We start from the raw sequence: 18196 nt of genomic DNA on the forward strand, positions 1-18196 counted from the left end.
CACTCAAGCTGACACCTCATCAATATTCTGGATGACGTCATACCATTCTTTAATGATTACATCTACATTATCGGGCACACAGGCAATTAGAAAACGGATGTCAGCAGGATCATATTGTACTGGTTGTGTGCGAAAGCTCCCAAAGTCAGCCTTGGTATATTTCGATTTTGGTCGTATCAGTACATTGCATACCACAATACGTAATTTATCTAATTCTTGCTCTTCCAGATAAATTGCCGCCGCCATCAATAGTTCTGCGACGTCTTCATCGCGAGTACGCAGCGCTGCACGCCAGATCTTATCTTTGGTCGCTTCTGCCAGATGCGCCAGATGATAACGGTGCTGCTTGCTTAAACAATCTTCATTATAGTCCACCACACGTGGAGGCGATGGTTTCTCATCAGAAACCTTAACCTCACATAATACTAACGTAAGAACATCACCCATTTCGATGCCAATAGCATCAATTCCTCGTCCAGCCGCGTCCCTCAGTTCACGAGAAAAAATACTTTTGACCCCAAATAGAGTTTTGTATTCTTTCTCTAACAGCATATAACAGAGAAGTTCGCCAAAATCACTGCGCACAACATTAAAATTGCCCTTTTTATAGGACGGTATACTAGCCTTACGCATATATTTTTGAACAGTTAGCAGATCCATCACAGCTTCGCTGGTTACCGGCTTCAACATCGTAAGCGGAGCCTCGTGATGAGTCAGGAGCTTAATATATTCTTCAGCAATCGGATAAAGCCACTCTACATCTTCTTGAACAACAGGTTCGTAAACACGGAAGTGATGTGCATCACTATCGAAATTATCAGTCTGTACAAACGGTGCTGTCATAGCAAGCATCCAGATCGCTATTGGAGGCTATTGTACGGGAATGAATTCTCATAGTGTCAGAGTAATACTCTACACTATTTTATAGCATCTTTCATGTTTAATATGCAAGCTATTTCAACGCATATCAAAATATTGACCCTGGTGTTAGACAGAATCTAGCGCTCGATCAGGGGAGATAGTGATTTGCTCAATCTGCCAGGAACCATCGGATTGACGATCGACCATGCCATTCCATTGATAATGCTGTATCAGGGTCCCCTGAGAAGCTTTCTCCTGCGTTTGTAGTTGCATCACAACATTAACTTCTGAAGGTGAGCGCTCGGCCGTCTGTTTAAACAGGATGTCGCTATGGGTTAGATGCTGATAGCTACTCACGAAGCGTGCATAGGAGATACGGCGGCGAAAATTGGTACTGCAGAGGGCATATGCTAGCCGATAGTTGTGTTGATTTAGATCATCATAATACTGGCTGATTACTGTGCGTGCCTGTTCGGCCGATGTTGAAGGGGAGGTCGCAAAGGCACCCAGGACATTAAGAAAGGCCAGGGTACCGATGCCGATCAGGACAAATAAAGGTAGACACCTGAGCAAAAAGAAGCTGAATATATGAGGTTTGCGTGAGATCGTGGAAGGCAAGGGGAGAATCTGATCCTGAATATAAGAAAAACCGAAGTCGGCAGTGAGAGGACCACTATCAACAACTACTTTAACTGGCGTTGGCGGGCTCTCCGGCAATGCAGATGAAGGCGGACAGATAGATGTAGTAATAAATTCTAATTTAGATAGATCGCTTAGTGACTGAGGACGTTCCTGGGATTGCAAATGATGGGGTAGAGACTGCTGTGGCTTATCTAGAGGGGCAATAGCCGCGGCGAAAGCCTGGGCAAGCTCTCCTACTGATCTATAGCGCTCTGCAGGATTTTTGGCGGTCGCTTTCTGCAGTACGCGATCCAGGGTCTGAGGTAGATCAGGGGTAAGCACGGCGACTGAGGGCAACCTTTCCTGCAAATGCTGGCGCATCAATGTATAAGTCCCCTCCCCCTTAAATGGTACATGGCCGCATAGCATTTGAAAAAGCAGGGTTCCCAGCTGATATATATCCGAGCAATGCGTAAGTGGCTCTCCACGCACCATTTCCGGCGACATATAGAGCGATGTAGTAAGTAGCTCGGCGGTATAATCAATATCCGCCGCGCATTCAGTCAGATTAGCCAGGGCAAAATCAGTCAGGACCAGGCGCCCATCTGGATAAAGCAAGATATTGGTGGGCTTGAGATCTCCATGCACTACGTGCAAAGCATGGGCATAATCCAGGGCGGAAGCGATCTGTAATAAGTAAGAGAGTACTTGCCGGGGCGCTAGCTTGCCCTCACGTTTTAAGACCTGCTCAAGATTGCCTGCCCCAATATATGGCATCACCACATATGCCAGTTGATCGCGCTCTTCATAATCCAACAAGGGAAGAATATGGGGATGTTCTAAACGGGCAATACTTGTCACTTCACGACGAAAACGCAGAAAGAAATCATCTCGCCCCGGAGATTGGGCCTGGACGATTTTTACCGCTACCAGGCGTCCAGGGTGAGACTGCCTGGCCAGGTAAACCGCGCTGAGTCTGCTATACCCCACAATTTTTTCAAGCGTGTAGCTTCCCAGCACAGTTCCAATCAGATCATCATTAACTTTCATGGTGACAAGGGCCCTCTTGACTAAATTGTTAATCACAATGCAAAAAGGTCTGCAGTTAAGAGTATCAGGTGAATGAGTACACCTTACGTTATCATAACCCAAAAATGTGTCAAGGGAAATAACTGGGAGAAGATATTTCTGTGAAATGCTGCATAAAAAAAGATTCGTTATATATATAACGAATCTCGAGGTCTTTTTTAATACTGACTAACTGGAAATAGTATTCCCTCAATTTTGCTGAGCGCCAGATCAGCCTGCGCTGAAGCAGCGGACTCGCATCCTCAGAATGCCACGATGAAGATACTCAACGATGGGGTGAAACAAGCCGTACGATCATTAGGGCGACTTCGCTACACCTGTTACCAGGCGTCCACGTGTCGTCTATCTACCAGGTCGTCTTCCTGGGATCTTGATCCTACGAATAGGATGGGAGAACTCGTCTTGGGTGCGGCTTCGCGCTTAGATGCCTTCAGCGCTTATCCCTTCTCAACATAGCTATCCAGCTCTGGCCCGGGCAGGCCAACTGGCACACCAGCGGTTGAGCCATCTCGGTCCTCTCGTACTGGAGATGACGCCCCTCAATTCTCCTACGCCCACGACGGATAGAGACCGAACTGTCTCGCGACGTTCTGAACCCAGCTCGCGTGCCGCTTTCATGGGCGAACAGCCCAACCCTTGGGACCTACTCCAGCCCCAGGATGCGACGAGCCGACATCGAGGTGCCAAACCTTGCCGTCGATGTGAACTCTTGGGCAAGATAAGCCTGTTATCCCGGGGTAGCTTTTATCCGTTGAGCCACACTCCTTCCACTCGGGAATGTGGGATCACTAAGCCCGACTTTCGTCCCTGCTCGACCTGTCCGTCTTGCAGTCAAGCTCCCTTCTGCCTTTGCACTCTTACGGGTGATGTCCATCCACCCTGAGGGAACCTTTGGGCGCCTCCGTTACTCTTTGGGAGGCGACCGCCCCAGTCAAACTACCCGCCTGATCCTGTCCACGTCCCGGCTCACGGTGACGTGTGAGAAACAAAACACAACGAGAGTGGTATTTCACTGCTGTCTCCCCTACCCCCACAAGGATAGGTTCTCCGACTCCCACCTATGCTACGCACGCTCTGCCTCGTTTCGAGGTCAAGGTGTAGTAAAGCTCCACGGGGTCTTTTTGTCCTGTCGTGGGTAACCCGTATCTTCACGGGTACTTCAATTTCGCCGAGTCCTCTGTCGAGACAGTGCTCAACTCGTTACTCCTTTCGTGCGGGTCGGAACTTACCCGACAAGGAATTTCGCTACCTTAGGACCGTTATAGTTACGGCCGCCGTTCACCGGGGCTTAGATTCGCAGCTACGATCACCGCTCCTCGTAACCTTCCGGCACTGGGCAGGAGTCAGCCCCTATACTTCCGCTTTCGCGTTCGCAGAGACCTGTGTTTTTGGTAAACAGTCGGTTGAGCCAATTTCTTGCAACCCCCTCACGCCATCCCGAAGGATATCGCTACTAGGGCACCCCTTCTTCCGAAGGTACGGGGTCAATTTGCCGAGTTCCTTAACAGAGGGTCGCTCGATCACCTGGGGAGAGTTCCCCCTGCCTACCTGTGTCGGTTTGCGGTACGGGCGGAGTATACTCTGGCGAGAGGCTTTTCTTGGCGGCTTAGGGGCCGATGACTTCCGCGGACTGACGTCCGCTCGCTGCACGTGTCATGCACAGGAAACCGGGATTTGCCTCGGCTTCGCACTTCACCGCACAGACCCATCCTGTCCATTCGATGGGCTCACCTTCCTTACCGCGTCCCCCCATTGCTCGTAACGAGCTACTCCGGTGCAGGAATCTCTGACCTGCTTGCCATCGCCTACGACTATGACGTCCTCGGCTTAGGACCCGACTTACCCTGGGACGATTGACGGTGCCCAGGAACCCTCAGGCATTCGGTGTGTCTGGTTATCACAGACATGACGCTACTCATTCCGGCATTCTCACTTCTGCACGCTCCACCAGTCCTTGCGGTCTGGCTTCTCTGCCCGCAGAACGCTCCCCTACCAATCCATCTTGCGACGGATTCCATGGCTTCGGTACCTCGCTTGAGCCTCGATACGTTGTCGGTGCCACTACACTCGACCAGTGAGCTATTACGCACTCTTTAAATGGTGGCTGCTTCTAAGCCAACATCCTGGCTGTTTGGGCGTACTGACTCCCTTTGACACTAAGCGCGGATTTAGAGACCTTAGCCGATGGTCTGGGCTGTTTCCCTTTTGACGACGAAGCTTAGCCCCCGCCGTCTCACTTGCATGCATGCTGTCCTGGCATTCGAAGTTTGGTTGGGTTTGGTAACCTGCACGAGGCCCCTAGCCCATTCAGTGCTCTACCTCCAGGATAGTGTTTCATACAGCTGTACCTCAATACATTTCGGGGAGAACCAGCTATCTCCGTGTTCGATTGGAATTTCTCCCCTATCCACAAGTCATCCCCCAGTTTTGCAACACTGGTGGGTTCGAGCCTCGACGGACTGTCACATCCGCTTCACTCTGCTCATGGATAGCTCACACGGTTTCGGGTCGCATCGCCGCAACGTTCGCCCTCTTCAGACTCGGTTGCCCTATGGCTCCCCAACTTTAACGTTGGTTAACCAGGCTACGACGATGCACTCGCCGGATCATTCTACAAAAGGCACGCCATCAGCCCTTGGTCCCTCATGGGACAGTGGCCTCTGACTGCTGGTGAGTACGTGGTTTCAGGGTCTCTTTCATCCCCCTCTCGGGGTGCTTTTCACCTTTCCCTCACGGTACTTGTTCGCTATCGGTCGCTGAAGATGTGTAGCCTTGGAGGGTGGTCCCCCCAGCTTCCCACAAGGTTTCACGTGCCTCGTGGTACTCAGGATACCGATCCACTCCTCTCGCTCGTCCTTTACGGGACTCTCACCCGCTCTGGTCACGCTTTCCAACGTGTTCAAGTAAGCAAAAGTTGTTTGTTATCGGTCCTACAACCCCAACCGTCCCAAGGGATGGTTGGTTTGGGCTGGTCCCGGTTCGCTCGCCACTACTACGGGAATCTCGGTTGATTTCTTTTCGTCGGGTTACTGAGATGTTTCAGTTCACCCACTGCCCCCCGTCACTGCCTATGTGTTCAGCAGGCGGTCTCCAGACATCACTCTGGAGGAGTTGCCTCATTCGGAATCTCGGGGTTCATCGCTTGTATGCAGCTCCCCCCGAACGTTTCGCCGGTCTCCGCGTCCTTCTTCGGTCTTCAGCGCCAAGGCATCCACCTCGTACTCTGTGTAGCTTGTTCTCTTCGTTCAGATCTACATCATGTCTCTGGAATGCTTTGACTTTTTCTCTTGTTCTCGAAAAAATCGATCCTCTGCTTCAACTCTGGCTGACCTATAAATCGCTCAGCAAAATTGAAGGAATACTATCTTCAGTTGTTCAGGTGCACTGTTGGTCGTCATCCTTCCGTAGAAGGGGACGCTGTACCCCAACAGCTCAAGAGTGGAAACCAGCCCAACCATCTGGCGTGAACACGTACCGATTCCTGGTCGACCTGGAAGTGGGATGAGACTGAGATGTCATGGGATCCATGACGCTCATCCAAGCTCCCTAGAAAGGAGGTGATCCAGCCGCACCTTCCGGTACGGCTACCTTGTTACGACTTCACCCCAATCACTGACCCCACCCTCGACGCTTGCCCCTCTTGCGAGTTAGCCCAGCGGCTTCAAGTGTTGCCAACTTTCGTGGTGTGACGGGCGGTGTGTACAAGACCCGGGAACGTATTCACCGTAGTGTGCTGACCTACGGTTACTAGCAACTCCAACTTCATGGAGGCGGGTTGCAGCCTCCAATCTGAACTGAGGCCAGGTTTGACGAGATTGGCTCCCCCTCGCGGGTTCGCAACTCTTTGTCCTGACCATTGTAGCGTGTGTGTCGCCCAAAGCGTAAGGGCCGTGCTGACTTGACGTCATCCCCGCCTTCCTCCGTTTTAAAACGGCAGTTTCGCTAGAAAAATTCAACTAACGACAGGGGTTGCGCTCGTTGCGGGACTTAACCCAACATCTCACGACACGAGCTGACGACAGCCATGCAGCACCTGTGGATCCGCCCCGAAGGGACAGCCCGTTACGGCTGGTGCAAATCCATGTCAAGCCTTGGTAAGGTTCTTCGCGTTGCATCGAATTAAACCACACGCTCCGCTGCTTGTGCGGGTCCCCGTCAATTCCTTTGAGTTTTAATCTTGCGACCGTACTCCCCAGGCGGACCACTTACTGTGTTAACTACGACACTGAAGGGGTCGATACCCCCAACGTCTAGTGGTCATCGTTTACGGCTAGGACTACCAGGGTATCTAATCCTGTTCGCTCCCCTAGCTTTCGCACCTGAGCGTCAGGTACTTCCCAGGACACTGCCTTCGCCATCGGTGTTCCTCCGGATATCTACGCATTTCACCACTCCACCCGGAATTCCGTGTCCCTCTGAAGCCCTCAAGTCAGACAGTTTCCATGGTCCTTCGTCGGTTGAGCCGACGACTGTCACCACAGACTTACCTGACCGCCTGCGTGCGCTTTACGCCCAATAAATCCGGACAACGCTTGCCCCCTACGTATTACCGCGGCTGCTGGCACGTAGTTAGCCGGGGCTGATTCCTCTGGTACCGTCCGTTCTCGTCCCAGAGAAAAGCAGTTTACGATCCGAAAACCTTCTTCCTGCACGCGGCGTTGCTCGTTCAGGGTTGCCCCCATTGACGAAAATTCCTCACTGCTGCCCCCCGTAGGAGTCTGGGCCGTTCTCAATCCCAGTGTGGCTGATCGTCCTCTCAGACCAGCTATCGATCGCAGTCTTGGTAGGCCATTACCCCACCAACTAACTAATCGAGCGCAGGCTCGTCCTCAGGCGCCCTTGCGAGCTTTGCTCGTTCCCGAGCCTATGCGGTATTGTCGGCGATTTCTCGCCGGTATTCCTCACCTAAGGGTAGATAACCCACGTGTTCCTCACCCGTCCGCCACTCCCTGCTTGCGCAGGGCGTTCGACTTGCATGTGTTAGGCACGCCGCCAGCGTTTATCCTGAGCCAGGATCAAACTCGCCATCCAATTTTTTATATAACAGTTACTCAGCGAGCAACTATTTATTGCATGTGAAGTGCGATCATGGCCAATTTATAACATTGGCTCTAGTTCGCAGATTATTGTGGTCACCACATCGGAATGATATGGGACCGAATTGACAGGAACTGGTTTGTGTATTCACTTGGTTCCAGTTGCTGTTCTGCTTTCCACTCTTCAGTTGTCAAGGTACCAGGCGAAACGTTTGTTTCGCTCTTTGACAAGCGTTGATCGTTTTTTTCGTTCGCTTGTCTCATGTGCTGTAGTATCGCATATCCGTTGTGCATTGTCAAGCGTTTTTCCGAGCAATTTTTGCTCGGCTCCGAAAACTCGTTTCTTACGTCCACGCGCCTGGTAAGCCAGGGCATATGCCGCAAAAAATGGCTGACACTCCCACGGACACAACAATTCGTTGAGTATAGAAATGAGAGATGCATGATCTCGGAGGAGCCACTTTAGCGTGGCACAAGAGTTGCGAAGGGGACAGGAGCACTCGTTCTCTATCTAGTTCGTAGATGGGATTGGGTGATTGCCTCGTTTCGACAGCTCGATGATTATGCCATAACTCTCTTTGCTCTGTCAAGCACTTTTCATACTTATTTTAACTCGGCCGCAAAATTCGTATTCCATTTCCTAAAAACAGTTCTCCTGGGGATTGTATTTAATAATTCCAGAATTGGGGGTTGACAAAGACTTTGAGCTGTAGTATTATTCCCTTTGTCAAGAACACCTGTATGTGCAGGTGAGCTGGTGACTGTAGAGAAGAGGGCACACCCGTTCCCATCCCGAACACGGAAGTTAAGCTCTTCATCCCCGATGATACTGCGTGGGCAACTGCGTGGGAAAATAGGAAGTCGCCGTCTCACCCGCCCACACGGGTGTTTTTTGTTGCTCTCTTACTTTACACATCTTAACCTCCTTGTTTGATAAGGTACTCTATTCACCCATCTAGCCCTTCTGGCCTTTCCTGCTAAAAAAGCTGATCCCGCTGCGTATATCTATAAGTGAGAAACCAGAGCTGTCGTTTGTGCTGACAAATTAGCTATTTACAGCAATTTGCCACTCCTGTTGTATAGAAGGTATAGGCTATTCATGAGAGAGACCAGTAGTGCTATCTCCCCCTTACTTAGCTCCCATTACGATATGAATCCCGATCAACTTGCCATCATTTCCCATAAACAGGGTCCTCTACGTGTGATCGCTGGTCCTGGCTCCGGCAAGACCTATAGCCTGACACTTTTAGCCATGAACTTGCTCCTTTGTGGCGATACCACCCCGGAAGGCATTATTTTATGCACGTACACCCAGAAGGCCGCCTATGAAATGCAGGATCGACTGCTAGAGATCGCTCACACCATTGGCTATACAGAAGATCTTTCGCATATCAAGATAGGTACCATCCATAGCATCTGTAAACATTTTCTAACTCGCCACCTGCACCATACCCCCCTGGGAAATAATTTTGAGACGCTGGACCAGTTTGCGCAACAATTGTTGATTTATCGTCATTTAGATGAGCTTTGTGAGCCGGGTATGCTACGTTTTTTTCGGGAGCAATGGGGCAGTGGTTGGCAGATCGCGAAGAAGCTACAGTTTCTATGCGATAAAATCGCTGAGGAAATGATCATAGATAAGCTGGTGCAGGCATTTCCTCGCCCCCATTTCGATGCCAGCAGCGATCAGCGGACCCTGGCCAGCCTGTTACCACAGATCTATCTGAAATATACTGAGCTCTTGCGCTATGCAAATTATGTTGACTTTGCCCATTTACAGGCCTATGCCTATAACCTGCTTCAACAGCCAGCCGTTTTTCAAGCTATCGCGCAACATATTCGCTATGTGCTGGTCGATGAATACCAGGATACCAATTACATTCAAGAAAAAATTCTGTCGCGCCTGGCATCGGCTACCGAACAGCACAATCTCTGTGTGGTGGGAGATGAAGATCAGGCCCTCTATCGTTTTCGTGGCGCGACCGTGCGCAATATCCTTGAATTTGCACATACCTTCCCCACCTGCAAACAGGTCCAGTTGACGATCAACTATCGTTCGCATGAGACCATCATCGCAACCTGCAACCAATGGATGGAGGCACTTAATGCTACCCTGCCCGGCCTGGCTGAACAGCTACCCAGTGTCTTTCGTACCCAGAAAACAATACGCGCCGCGCAAGCGCCCGAAAAGGCTAGAGCCTATCCGGCAGTCATTAGTTTAGAGGCCAGGGATAATTATGATGAGGCTGAACAATTTGCTCGCTTGATCTATGAATTGAAACAAGAAGGACGTATCCAGGATTATAGCCAGGTTGCCATCCTGCTGCACAGTGTGCGTCCATTCTACAGCCAGCCCTACATAGAGGCACTTGGCAAATACCATATTCCAGCTTATTGTCCACGGGCACGCAACTATTTCAGTCAACCAGAGATTCAGTTGTTGCTGGGCTGTTTTGCACAGATACTCCATCTACACGAGGCTGATTTTACACCCGAACAAGAAAACTTTCAGCTCTATCTCAAGACATGCCGAGAGCAGCTCACGCAATCCTGCCAGCATCATAGAGATCTGACAAGCGAGTTACATAGCATACAAGAGGAAATCTGGACGACCGCTGAATGGTCAGAGACGGCAGAGAAGCAACTGGCAGACTATTTCTATCGCCTCATCTTCACCTCCGCCTTCGATGCCTATCGGGCCGATAAGCATGCCCTGGCCGGCCTGGTTATTTTCTCTCAGCAGTTAAAGACGTTTCTGACCAGCTTTCAGCATACAAATCTGAGCAATAGAAATCTGGCCGTCATCCAATATGATTTTTTCCATACCTTCCTCTATTTCCTGCATCTGGATGGCGTCAATCAATTTGAGAATCCTGATGAACTGGTACCACTGGATCATGTGCAGATCATGACGATTCACCAGGCCAAGGCTTGTTAGAAACAATACTCGGAGGGGCCAATTCAAACTTATATCGAGGATCGCTTTTATGAGGCCATACGGTAACGCGTAATCCTAGAAATTCAATCACCTCTCTTTTTGTTTTATAATCTGGCTCCTCACTTAAGTTTTTACTTATTTCTAAACACTTATTTTTGAATTCATCTAGTTTTTGTGCGATTGATTGTAAGTGCTTTTGTTGATCTATAATTTTATATTTTTCAGCTTCTAGCTTTTGCCTCTCCTCAGCTTTTTGCCCCAGCAAGCCGGTTAAGCTATTGATAGCGTAGATTGCCCCTGATTGACTTAGATCTACTTTACTGATCGCTAAAGTCAGATTGTCTTGTTCAGCAATAACTCTTGCTATGTTACGCTCTACAGGAGCTAGCTCATCAAAATTAAAATCTTGTTTCTTAATCTGGGGTAGCGCTACGTAAGCTGTCACCAGCCGCAATGTAGCGGTCAGAACAGGTAAAAAAGGTCAGAGATGCAGACTGGTAATGAACAGAGAGGGCAAAATAACGAAGGACACATATTTCACGTTTTTTGAATATCCATCTCCTCCCGATTGCTGGGAATGCTTCCCATTGTAAGCAAAGATGGATTATCTCTATCAGAGGGTGTTGTAGTAGCTTTTACAGATTGCAGGAGGCTATGGTTTACATAAATAATCGAAAAGAAGCAATAGTGCCCTAAAGGCAGGGTGCTATTTCTCACTATTATTATAACAGCAGTTGTCAAGAAGAGACATCGTCCGAAAGAACGGTGTTTTTCTATTTAAAGTGATTTATACTCTTCTCACCTCTCATACTGCTACCGTTTCTCTCAAGATCTTCTTTTCGAAAGGTGGAAGAGCAGCCATGACACTGAAAAAAACATCTTCATCTCTCTGGCAAAATCGTGATTTCCTTTTATTATGGAGTGGACAAACACTTTCGAGTGTCGGTACTGCTGTCTCACTCTTGGCCTTTCCTTTGCTCATATTAGCCGTAACACATTCACCAGCTCAGGCAGGATTTATTAGCGCGATGCGCTCGCTTACCTATTTACTCTTTGTACTCCCAGCAGGAGCTCTCGTTGACCGTTGGGATCGTAAAATTGTGATGGTAGTATGCGATACTGGACGATTGCTAAGTATGGCAAGCATTTTCTGCATTGGTATATTTGGAAATCTCACAATTGAGGTGTTATATATCACAGGGTTTATTGATGTTTTGCTAGGAACTTTCTTTAGTATTGCAGAAGTTACCTGTTTACCTCAAGTTGTTAACAAAGAACAACTACCCTCTGCGATGGGACGTACACAAGCGACTGTTGGAATTATGAATCTCATTGGATCTCCGCTTGGTGGATTACTCTTTTCAATACAAATATTTTTGCCTTTCCTTACAGATGCTGCTTCTTATTTATTTTCATTAGTTTCATTGTTATTCATGCGGGTTAAGTTTCAAGAACAACGAGAACCAACAGGTCAGCATCTTGTCAAGGATATTACAGAAGGCTTACACTGGCTCTGGCGACAACCACTCCTGCGAGCGATGGCTCTTGTGACTTCTGGATCTGTTTTCTTTGGGGCTGGTCTAACACTTATTGTAATTATTATTGCACAATCTCATCAGGCATCTAGTGAAGTAATTGGTATCATTTTAAGTATTGGGGGTATTGGAGGAATTATTGGATCAATGATAGCACCGAAGGTTCAAAAACATTTTCGCTTTGCTTATGTGATCTTAGGAATAGTTTGGCTCTTTGCATTGCTATGGATACCCTTGATAATATTGCCATCGCCACTATTGCTTGGGTGTGTAGTGGGAGCAATCTCTTTGTTGAGTCCAATCTACAACGTTGCGAATATGGACTACCGATTTAAAATCACACCTGATGTAATGCGAGGAAGAGTAAACAGTGTCTCACGCCTAATTAGCAACGGCCTAGCTCCTCTAGGATTAACACTTACAGGGTTATTATTGCAATACTATGGCACGAAAATGACCATTCTGCTTGCAGTAGGTGGGCAGATATTGCTTGCATTATTGGCTATGATGAGTAGCTCAATCAGGAATGCACATATTCTTGACATTTCACATCAGGGTTAAGATGTGCGCCTTAAGAACCAGGATGGCTATTGGTAAATGGGCTCAATGTTCGACACGTTGGATCTCAGCCCAGTATTTGCGTTCGATGTTTCAGCCCATTTACCAGTTTTCTAAACATACTGAGGCAGCGCTACGTAAGCTGTCGCTAGGGACAGGGTAGCAGGCAATACAGGCATACTTCTCTCCATCCTCAAAGTTCCGTCTTTTTTTCTGGAAAGGAACTTGGCCCTATTTTACCTATCAGGAGTATCAGGGGTTGCGCTCATTGCTGTTATTCGTTTTATTCATGAAGAAACTGCTAATTCCGACTCTTACGATTTGAGGAACTCACACATTCATGAATTGAAAGGAATACGAAAAACGAACGAATGAAGAGACAATGGGAAAATGAAGACTTGATTGAGCACTGGATGCTCAGCGCCTGGGATTTGGCCCAGGTCGGGAATAAGACAGGAGCGACCCGTTTGGGATTTGCCCTGTTGCTCAAATTTTTTCAGCGCGAGGCGCGCTTTCCCACCTTCAAAAACGATATTCCTGGCACCGTTATTACCTTTGTGGCGACGCAAGTAGGGGTGTCTGCAGAAGCGTATCTGCAATATGCCTGGCAAGGTCGAACTATCGAGTATCACCGAGCAGAGATCCGCAAACTCTTTGATTTCCGGGAATCGACGGTAGCTGATGGAGAGCAATTGAAACAATGGCTCATTGCTGAAGTGCTCCCCCTCGAACATCAAGAGGATGTGCTACGGGAGGAAGCCTACGTCTGGTTTCGGCGTCACCACCTGGAGGCACCCTCTTCAGATCGCCTCAGACGCCTGATTCGCTCTGCGCTGCATGCCTTTGAGCAGCAGTTCTATGACGCAACGCTGGCCCAACTCCCTGAAGCGACCCAGGCGGCTCTGGAAGCGTTGCTGGCGACACCAGGGGAGGTGGCTGCTTTACAGGAACCAGTCCCTGAGGCTCCTCCCTCTCTCCCAGAGGAACCAGTGCTCGAAACCTCCTTTGAGGCACTTCCCAATCCTCTCCAACACCTACGTATGGACCCTGGACGCGTCGGGTTGGCAACGATGCTGGAAGAGATGGCGAAATTGCGGCTCATCAGGGAACTCAAGCTGCCAGACACGCTCTTTCCAGGGGTAGCACGTAAGGTGTTGAATGTTTATCGCAATCGGGCGAGTGTCGAAGAACCCTCACGGTTGCGTGCGCACTCCAAAGCCTATCGCCTGACCCTGCTGGCCGTGCTCTGCTCTCTACGAGCGCAGGAGATCACCGATGGACTGGTCGAATTGCTCATCCAGATCGTACACAAAATTGACGTGCGTGCTGAAAAGCGGGTTGAGGAGGAGTACGCGAACGAGTTCAAGCGCATTGCGAACAAAGAGGGTATTCTCTATCGCATTGCTGAAGCCTCCGTCGAACGCCCTGATGAACCTGTCCGCAAGGTGGTTTTTGAGGTCGCCAGCGAAAAACTTCTCCGCGATCTCATCAAAGAATACAAAGCGAAAAGTCCGGCGTTTCGCAAGCAGGTGCATATCATTATGCGTGCATCCTACAGTCGCCACTACCGGCGCATGGTTCCAGAGCTCCTGGAGATGCTCGACTTTCATTCCAACAATGAGCTGTACCGCCCAGTGATCCGCGCGATCCACCTGGTGAAGGATTATGTTCGTAGCCCTCGCCAATACTATCCTGACCATGAAATTATTCCCATCAAAGAAGTGGTCGCGCCCAAGTGGCGCGAGTTTGTGGTTGACAAAGAGGATGATGGAACCGAGAAAGTCAACCGACTCAATTATGAGGTCTGCGTGCTGCAGGCGCTTCGAGAGAAAATCCGCGTCAGAGAAGTCTGGGTCGTTGGAGCCAATCGCTTCCGTAATCCAGATGATGACTTGCCCACTGATTTTAACCAGAAGCGGGAGACCTATTACGAGGCGCTGCGCCAGCCGACCGAGGCAGAAGATTTTATCCAGCATATTCAGGAAGAGATGCGTAAGTCGCTTCAGTCACTGAACAGGGCCATGCCACGTATCCGTGACCAGGTGCGCCTCTTGCCCAACCGAAAGAAGAAGCCCATTAGCATCACACCGCTCGCGGCTCAGCCGGAGCCGCGCAATCTCGCCAGCCTGAAGCAAGAGATAGGCACCCGCTGGTCCATGACGAGCCTGCTTGATATGCTCAAGGAAACCGCGCTGCTGACGGGCTTTCCTGAGCTGTTTACCAGCGTCGCCAGCCGAGAACGCATTCCTCGCGACACTTTGCATCGGCGGCTGCTTCTGTGCCTCTATGGTCTGGGGACGAATACCGGGTTCAAGAGATTGCCCAGCGCCGATCCTGGCACCACTGACTCCGATCTGCGCTATGTGCGTTCTCGTTACATTCACAAAGAGCAGTTGCGCAATGCCATCGCCCATGTTGCCAATGCGATTTTTGAGGTCAGGCGTGCCGACATCTGGGGCGAAGGCACGACCGCGTGTGCCTCCGACTCCAAGAAATTCGGAGCGTGGAACCAGAACCTGCTCACCGAGTGGCATATTCGCTATCGTGGTCCTGGCATTATGATTTACTGGCACGTCGAAAGAAAGTCCACCTGCATCTATTCCCAGCTTAAAAGTTGCTCCTCCTCCGAGGTAGCGGCGATGATTGAGGGACTGCTGCGCCATTGCACTGATGCTGAGATCGAGAAAAACTATGTTGACACGCACGGGCAAAGTGAGGTCGCCTTTGCCTTCTGCCATCTGCTCGGCTTCCGCCTGCTCCCCCGCCTCAAGAACATTGCCTCTCAGAAGCTCTACCGACCAGAAACGGGCAACCCAGCCGAGTACGAGAATCTGCAACCCATTCTGACTCGACCCATCAACTGGGAACTGATTAGCAGCCAGTATGACGAGATGGTCAAGTACGCGACAGCCCTGCGCCTGGGAACTGCGGAAACAGAGGCGATCCTGCGGCGATTTACTCGTAATAACCTCCAGCATCCCACCTATCAAGCACTCGCCGAACTAGGGCGCGCGATCAAGACCATTTTTCTCTGCCAGTACTTGGAATCTGAGGAGCTGCGGCGAGAAATTCATGAGGGCTTAAATGTCATTGAGAACTGGAATTCCGCCAACTCGTTTATTCATTATGGCAAGGGAGGCGAGTTTGCTTCCAATCGCTTAGATGACCAGGAGATCTCCATGCTCGCGCTGCATCTGCTGCAAATTTCTCTGGTCTATATCAACACGCTGATGGTGCAAAAAGTGCTCGAAGACGAGACATGGATGAAGCGCCTGACCAAAGAGGATTACCGGGCTTGACGCCACTGTTCTATGCACACGTTGAACCCTACGGATCACTCAGGCTGGATATGGACAAACGCCTCGCGCTCGCCTGAGCGCTCTCATACACAGAAAGGTCAGAACAATGACTCGGACACCACCACAGAAAAAGGCCAAAGAGTTAGCGAAGCTGCTTCGAACAGAGCGGCCTGATTATCCCTATCTCAAAAGCGTCTTTCGAGCGCTACGCGCGGAGATGGAGATTGAAGTTCCTCGGAAAGAGATCAGACTCCCCGAGGTTCCCACGGAAGAGGAGATTCGTCGATTCTACCAAGCAGTATGGAATTGTCGGAACTTCGGGGATATGGTGCTGATCAAAACGCTCTTCTACACAGGCGTCCGAGTCAGCGAGCTAGTGGCAATTCGCATCACCGAGGTCGATGTTGAACGTTGCCAGATTCGCATTACCCAGGGCAAAGGGAACAAGGACCGCGAAGTTCCCTTCCCTCATACCTTCCGTGAGCTGCTTGCACTGCATATCGAACAAATGAAAGCTCGTGGAGCGATGTACTTGTTCGAGTCAGTGCGCAAGCACCGATATACAGATCGAGGCGTGCGAAAAATGTTGACTCGCTATGCCCAAGCTGCCGGGATGACACGCTCCATGTCTCCCCACAAATGGCGGCATTTTCTCTTCACCTGGCTGAAAAAAGAGGGCATCGATGACGCCCTGATCCAGCCTTACTCTGGACACTCCACACGACAATCACTCGAAATCTACTCCAGGCTTTCACTGGCGGACGCACAACCGTCTTACAATCAAGCTATGGAGCATTTTCCTATCCAGTAAAACAACAGAAAGATACTTTTATCTTCTATGCTGTTCATGACCGCTACCTTGCGGCTGGTGACAGCTTACGTAGCGCTACCCCAATCTCTTCTATTTTATTTTTGATCAGCTCATGATTTTTTAGGTGCTCGCTAACAAAGCTCCAGGCATAAGGATCTATAAGATCAACATTAATGGAAACGCTACGGCACTCCGTACTTGTAACTTGTCCACCTCTTTTACAAGTATAAAAAATTTGAATATAAGGAGAGTGTTTGGTGGGCTTGTTGCGTTGAACTGACATTCGTCTTCCACACTTCCCACAAAAAATAAAACCGCATCGTAGTAGATTATCTTCAGGATTCATATTACGCCTGGCTGATACTTCTCTGTTTCTTGTCAGTTTAGCTTGTACTATATCAAAAGTTTCTCGGTCAATAATAGGCGGAACAGTGCCTTCTGGTAGAAGTATCTGCTCATCGGAAGGCCTCCTTAAATATTTCGTTGTCCCTGATTTCGCAATAGCTTGCCACTTTCGCCCATATGCTTCTCCTATGTAATTAGCATTCTTTAATATGTGATTAATGCTAGATAAATTCCACCCTTTAGGTGGTTCACCTTCTTTACTCGTTCTGGTTGGAATCTGCTCATCAGTCAAAATACGAGCTAGTTGATGTAATGAAGTATTGCCTTTGTAAAGATTGAATATCCTTTTAATAACTTCTGCTTCCGTCGGCTCAATCTCAAAAGCTGTTCGATCTTTATTCCATTTATAACCGTAAGCAGCTGGACCAGCACCTATCATTTTGCCTTCATTGTACCTCTGCAAGAAACCCCGTAAAGATCGTTCACGAATCTTCTCCCGTTCTACTTCTGACACAAATGATTGTGCCGAGCGCATGAAACGGCCAACGGGAGAATCATCAAACTGCTCAGTAACGCACTCCACACTAACATTGTTGTGCTGCAATTCATCAATAATGACAGCCTGATGCACTTGATTACGAGATAAACGATCAAATGCATAAAATACAAGGGCATCAAATTCTTGACTTCTCGCTGCAGCTCGTAATTTGCTCAGCACTGGACGTTCTCGATATTGCGTACCGGTCCAAACTTCTCTGTAGATATGTATATCACCAACTATATATTTGTGTTCCTTGCAGTAATCTAAGCACTTTTGCACCTGAGATATAAGGCTTGTGCCTTCCTCGTCTTGCCGATCAGTAGACACCCGAGCATAGATAGCTGCCCGTTTGTAATTCCCTATCTCATTATCTTTCCGCGTTATCCCAAAATCATCCATGATGTCTATCCTTTATTCGTCATCGGTTAATGTTTCTTTTATTAGGATGTTGCAATACTCTTCGATTTACTTTTAGCTACCTATTAGGATTAATTCCGTTTTATTTTCTTATCTGGAAAGCAGCCATCAAAGAAAGGTTGCCAGGATAAATTCGTCACAACAA

At 49.1% G+C, this 18196-nt stretch carries 7 protein-coding genes, 3 rRNA genes and 1 pseudogene; 5 read left to right on the top strand and 6 right to left on the bottom strand.

From position 1 onward, the window contains the following. Positions 1–3 precede the first annotated feature (3 nt). From EL645_RS06725 to EL645_RS06740, 4 genes are all read right to left on the bottom strand, one after another. Positions 4–843 carry a Hachiman antiphage defense system protein HamA gene (locus EL645_RS06725; protein WP_126549309.1) on the bottom strand — a complete coding sequence of 280 codons (840 nt, stop codon included), beginning with the start codon at positions 841–843 and terminating at the stop codon, positions 4–6. Between the two features lie 144 nt (positions 844–987). Beyond that, positions 988–2532 (bottom strand): serine/threonine protein kinase, encoded by a 1545-nt coding sequence (locus EL645_RS06730; protein ID WP_126549310.1) that lies wholly within the window; start codon positions 2530–2532, stop codon positions 988–990. Between the two features lie 316 nt (positions 2533–2848). Beyond that, positions 2849–5809 (bottom strand): 23S ribosomal RNA (locus EL645_RS06735). Between the two features lie 312 nt (positions 5810–6121). Continuing rightward, positions 6122–7602: ribosomal RNA gene (locus EL645_RS06740) — 16S ribosomal RNA — on the bottom strand. Positions 7603–8360: 758 nt separating this feature from the next. On the opposite strand from EL645_RS06740, the gene rrf reads away from it, so the two are divergent. Both rrf and EL645_RS06750 read left to right on the top strand, forming a co-directional pair. Beyond that, a 5S ribosomal RNA gene (gene rrf, locus EL645_RS06745) occupies positions 8361–8477 on the top strand. Between the two features lie 229 nt (positions 8478–8706). Continuing rightward, positions 8707–10545, top strand: a complete 1839-nt coding sequence (locus tag EL645_RS06750; protein WP_126549311.1) for an ATP-dependent helicase — start codon at positions 8707–8709, stop codon at positions 10543–10545. Here EL645_RS06750 and EL645_RS06755 read toward each other — a convergent pair. Further along, positions 10514–10990, bottom strand: coding sequence for a hypothetical protein (locus tag EL645_RS06755; RefSeq protein ID WP_126549312.1), 477 nt, complete (start codon positions 10988–10990; stop codon positions 10514–10516). The genes EL645_RS06750 and EL645_RS06755 overlap by 32 nt on opposite strands. 415 nt (positions 10991–11405) lie before the next feature. Between EL645_RS06755 and EL645_RS06760 the strand changes: the two genes are divergently transcribed. The 3 genes and pseudogenes from EL645_RS06760 (at position 11406) to EL645_RS06770 (ending at position 16748) form a co-directional block, all read left to right on the top strand. Further along, on the top strand, positions 11406–12641 hold the full coding sequence (locus EL645_RS06760) for an MFS transporter (protein ID WP_126549313.1): 1236 nt from the start codon (positions 11406–11408) through the stop codon (positions 12639–12641). A gap of 368 nt (positions 12642–13009) precedes the next feature. Next, positions 13010–16014: pseudogene (locus EL645_RS06765) on the top strand (Tn3 family transposase). A gap of 29 nt (positions 16015–16043) precedes the next feature. Next, positions 16044–16748, top strand: coding sequence for a tyrosine-type recombinase/integrase (locus EL645_RS06770; protein ID WP_126549314.1), 705 nt, complete (start codon positions 16044–16046; stop codon positions 16746–16748). A 43-nt stretch (positions 16749–16791) separates the two neighbouring features. Here the strand turns inward: EL645_RS06770 and EL645_RS06775 are convergent, their stop codons facing one another. Further along, entirely contained in the window at positions 16792–18033 is a 1242-nt protein-coding gene (locus EL645_RS06775) for a recombinase family protein (protein WP_126549315.1), read from the bottom strand. Between the last annotated feature and the right edge of the window lie 163 nt (positions 18034–18196).

It is taken from the genome of Dictyobacter kobayashii (genome assembly GCF_003967555.1).
Classification (GTDB): domain Bacteria; phylum Chloroflexota; class Ktedonobacteria; order Ktedonobacterales; family Ktedonobacteraceae; genus Dictyobacter; species Dictyobacter kobayashii.

Coding starts and splice junctions, on each gene's coding strand:
- EL645_RS06725 (WP_126549309.1), bottom strand. CDS start 843: ATGACAGCACCGTTTGTACAGACTGATAATTTCGATAGTGATGCACAT.
- EL645_RS06730 (WP_126549310.1), bottom strand. CDS start 2,532: ATGAAAGTTAATGATGATCTGATTGGAACTGTGCTGGGAAGCTACACG.
- EL645_RS06750 (WP_126549311.1), top strand. CDS start 8,707: ATGAGAGAGACCAGTAGTGCTATCTCCCCCTTACTTAGCTCCCATTAC.
- EL645_RS06760 (WP_126549313.1), top strand. CDS start 11,406: ATGACACTGAAAAAAACATCTTCATCTCTCTGGCAAAATCGTGATTTC.
- EL645_RS06770 (WP_126549314.1), top strand. CDS start 16,044: ATGACTCGGACACCACCACAGAAAAAGGCCAAAGAGTTAGCGAAGCTG.
- EL645_RS06775 (WP_126549315.1), bottom strand. CDS start 18,033: ATGGATGATTTTGGGATAACGCGGAAAGATAATGAGATAGGGAATTAC.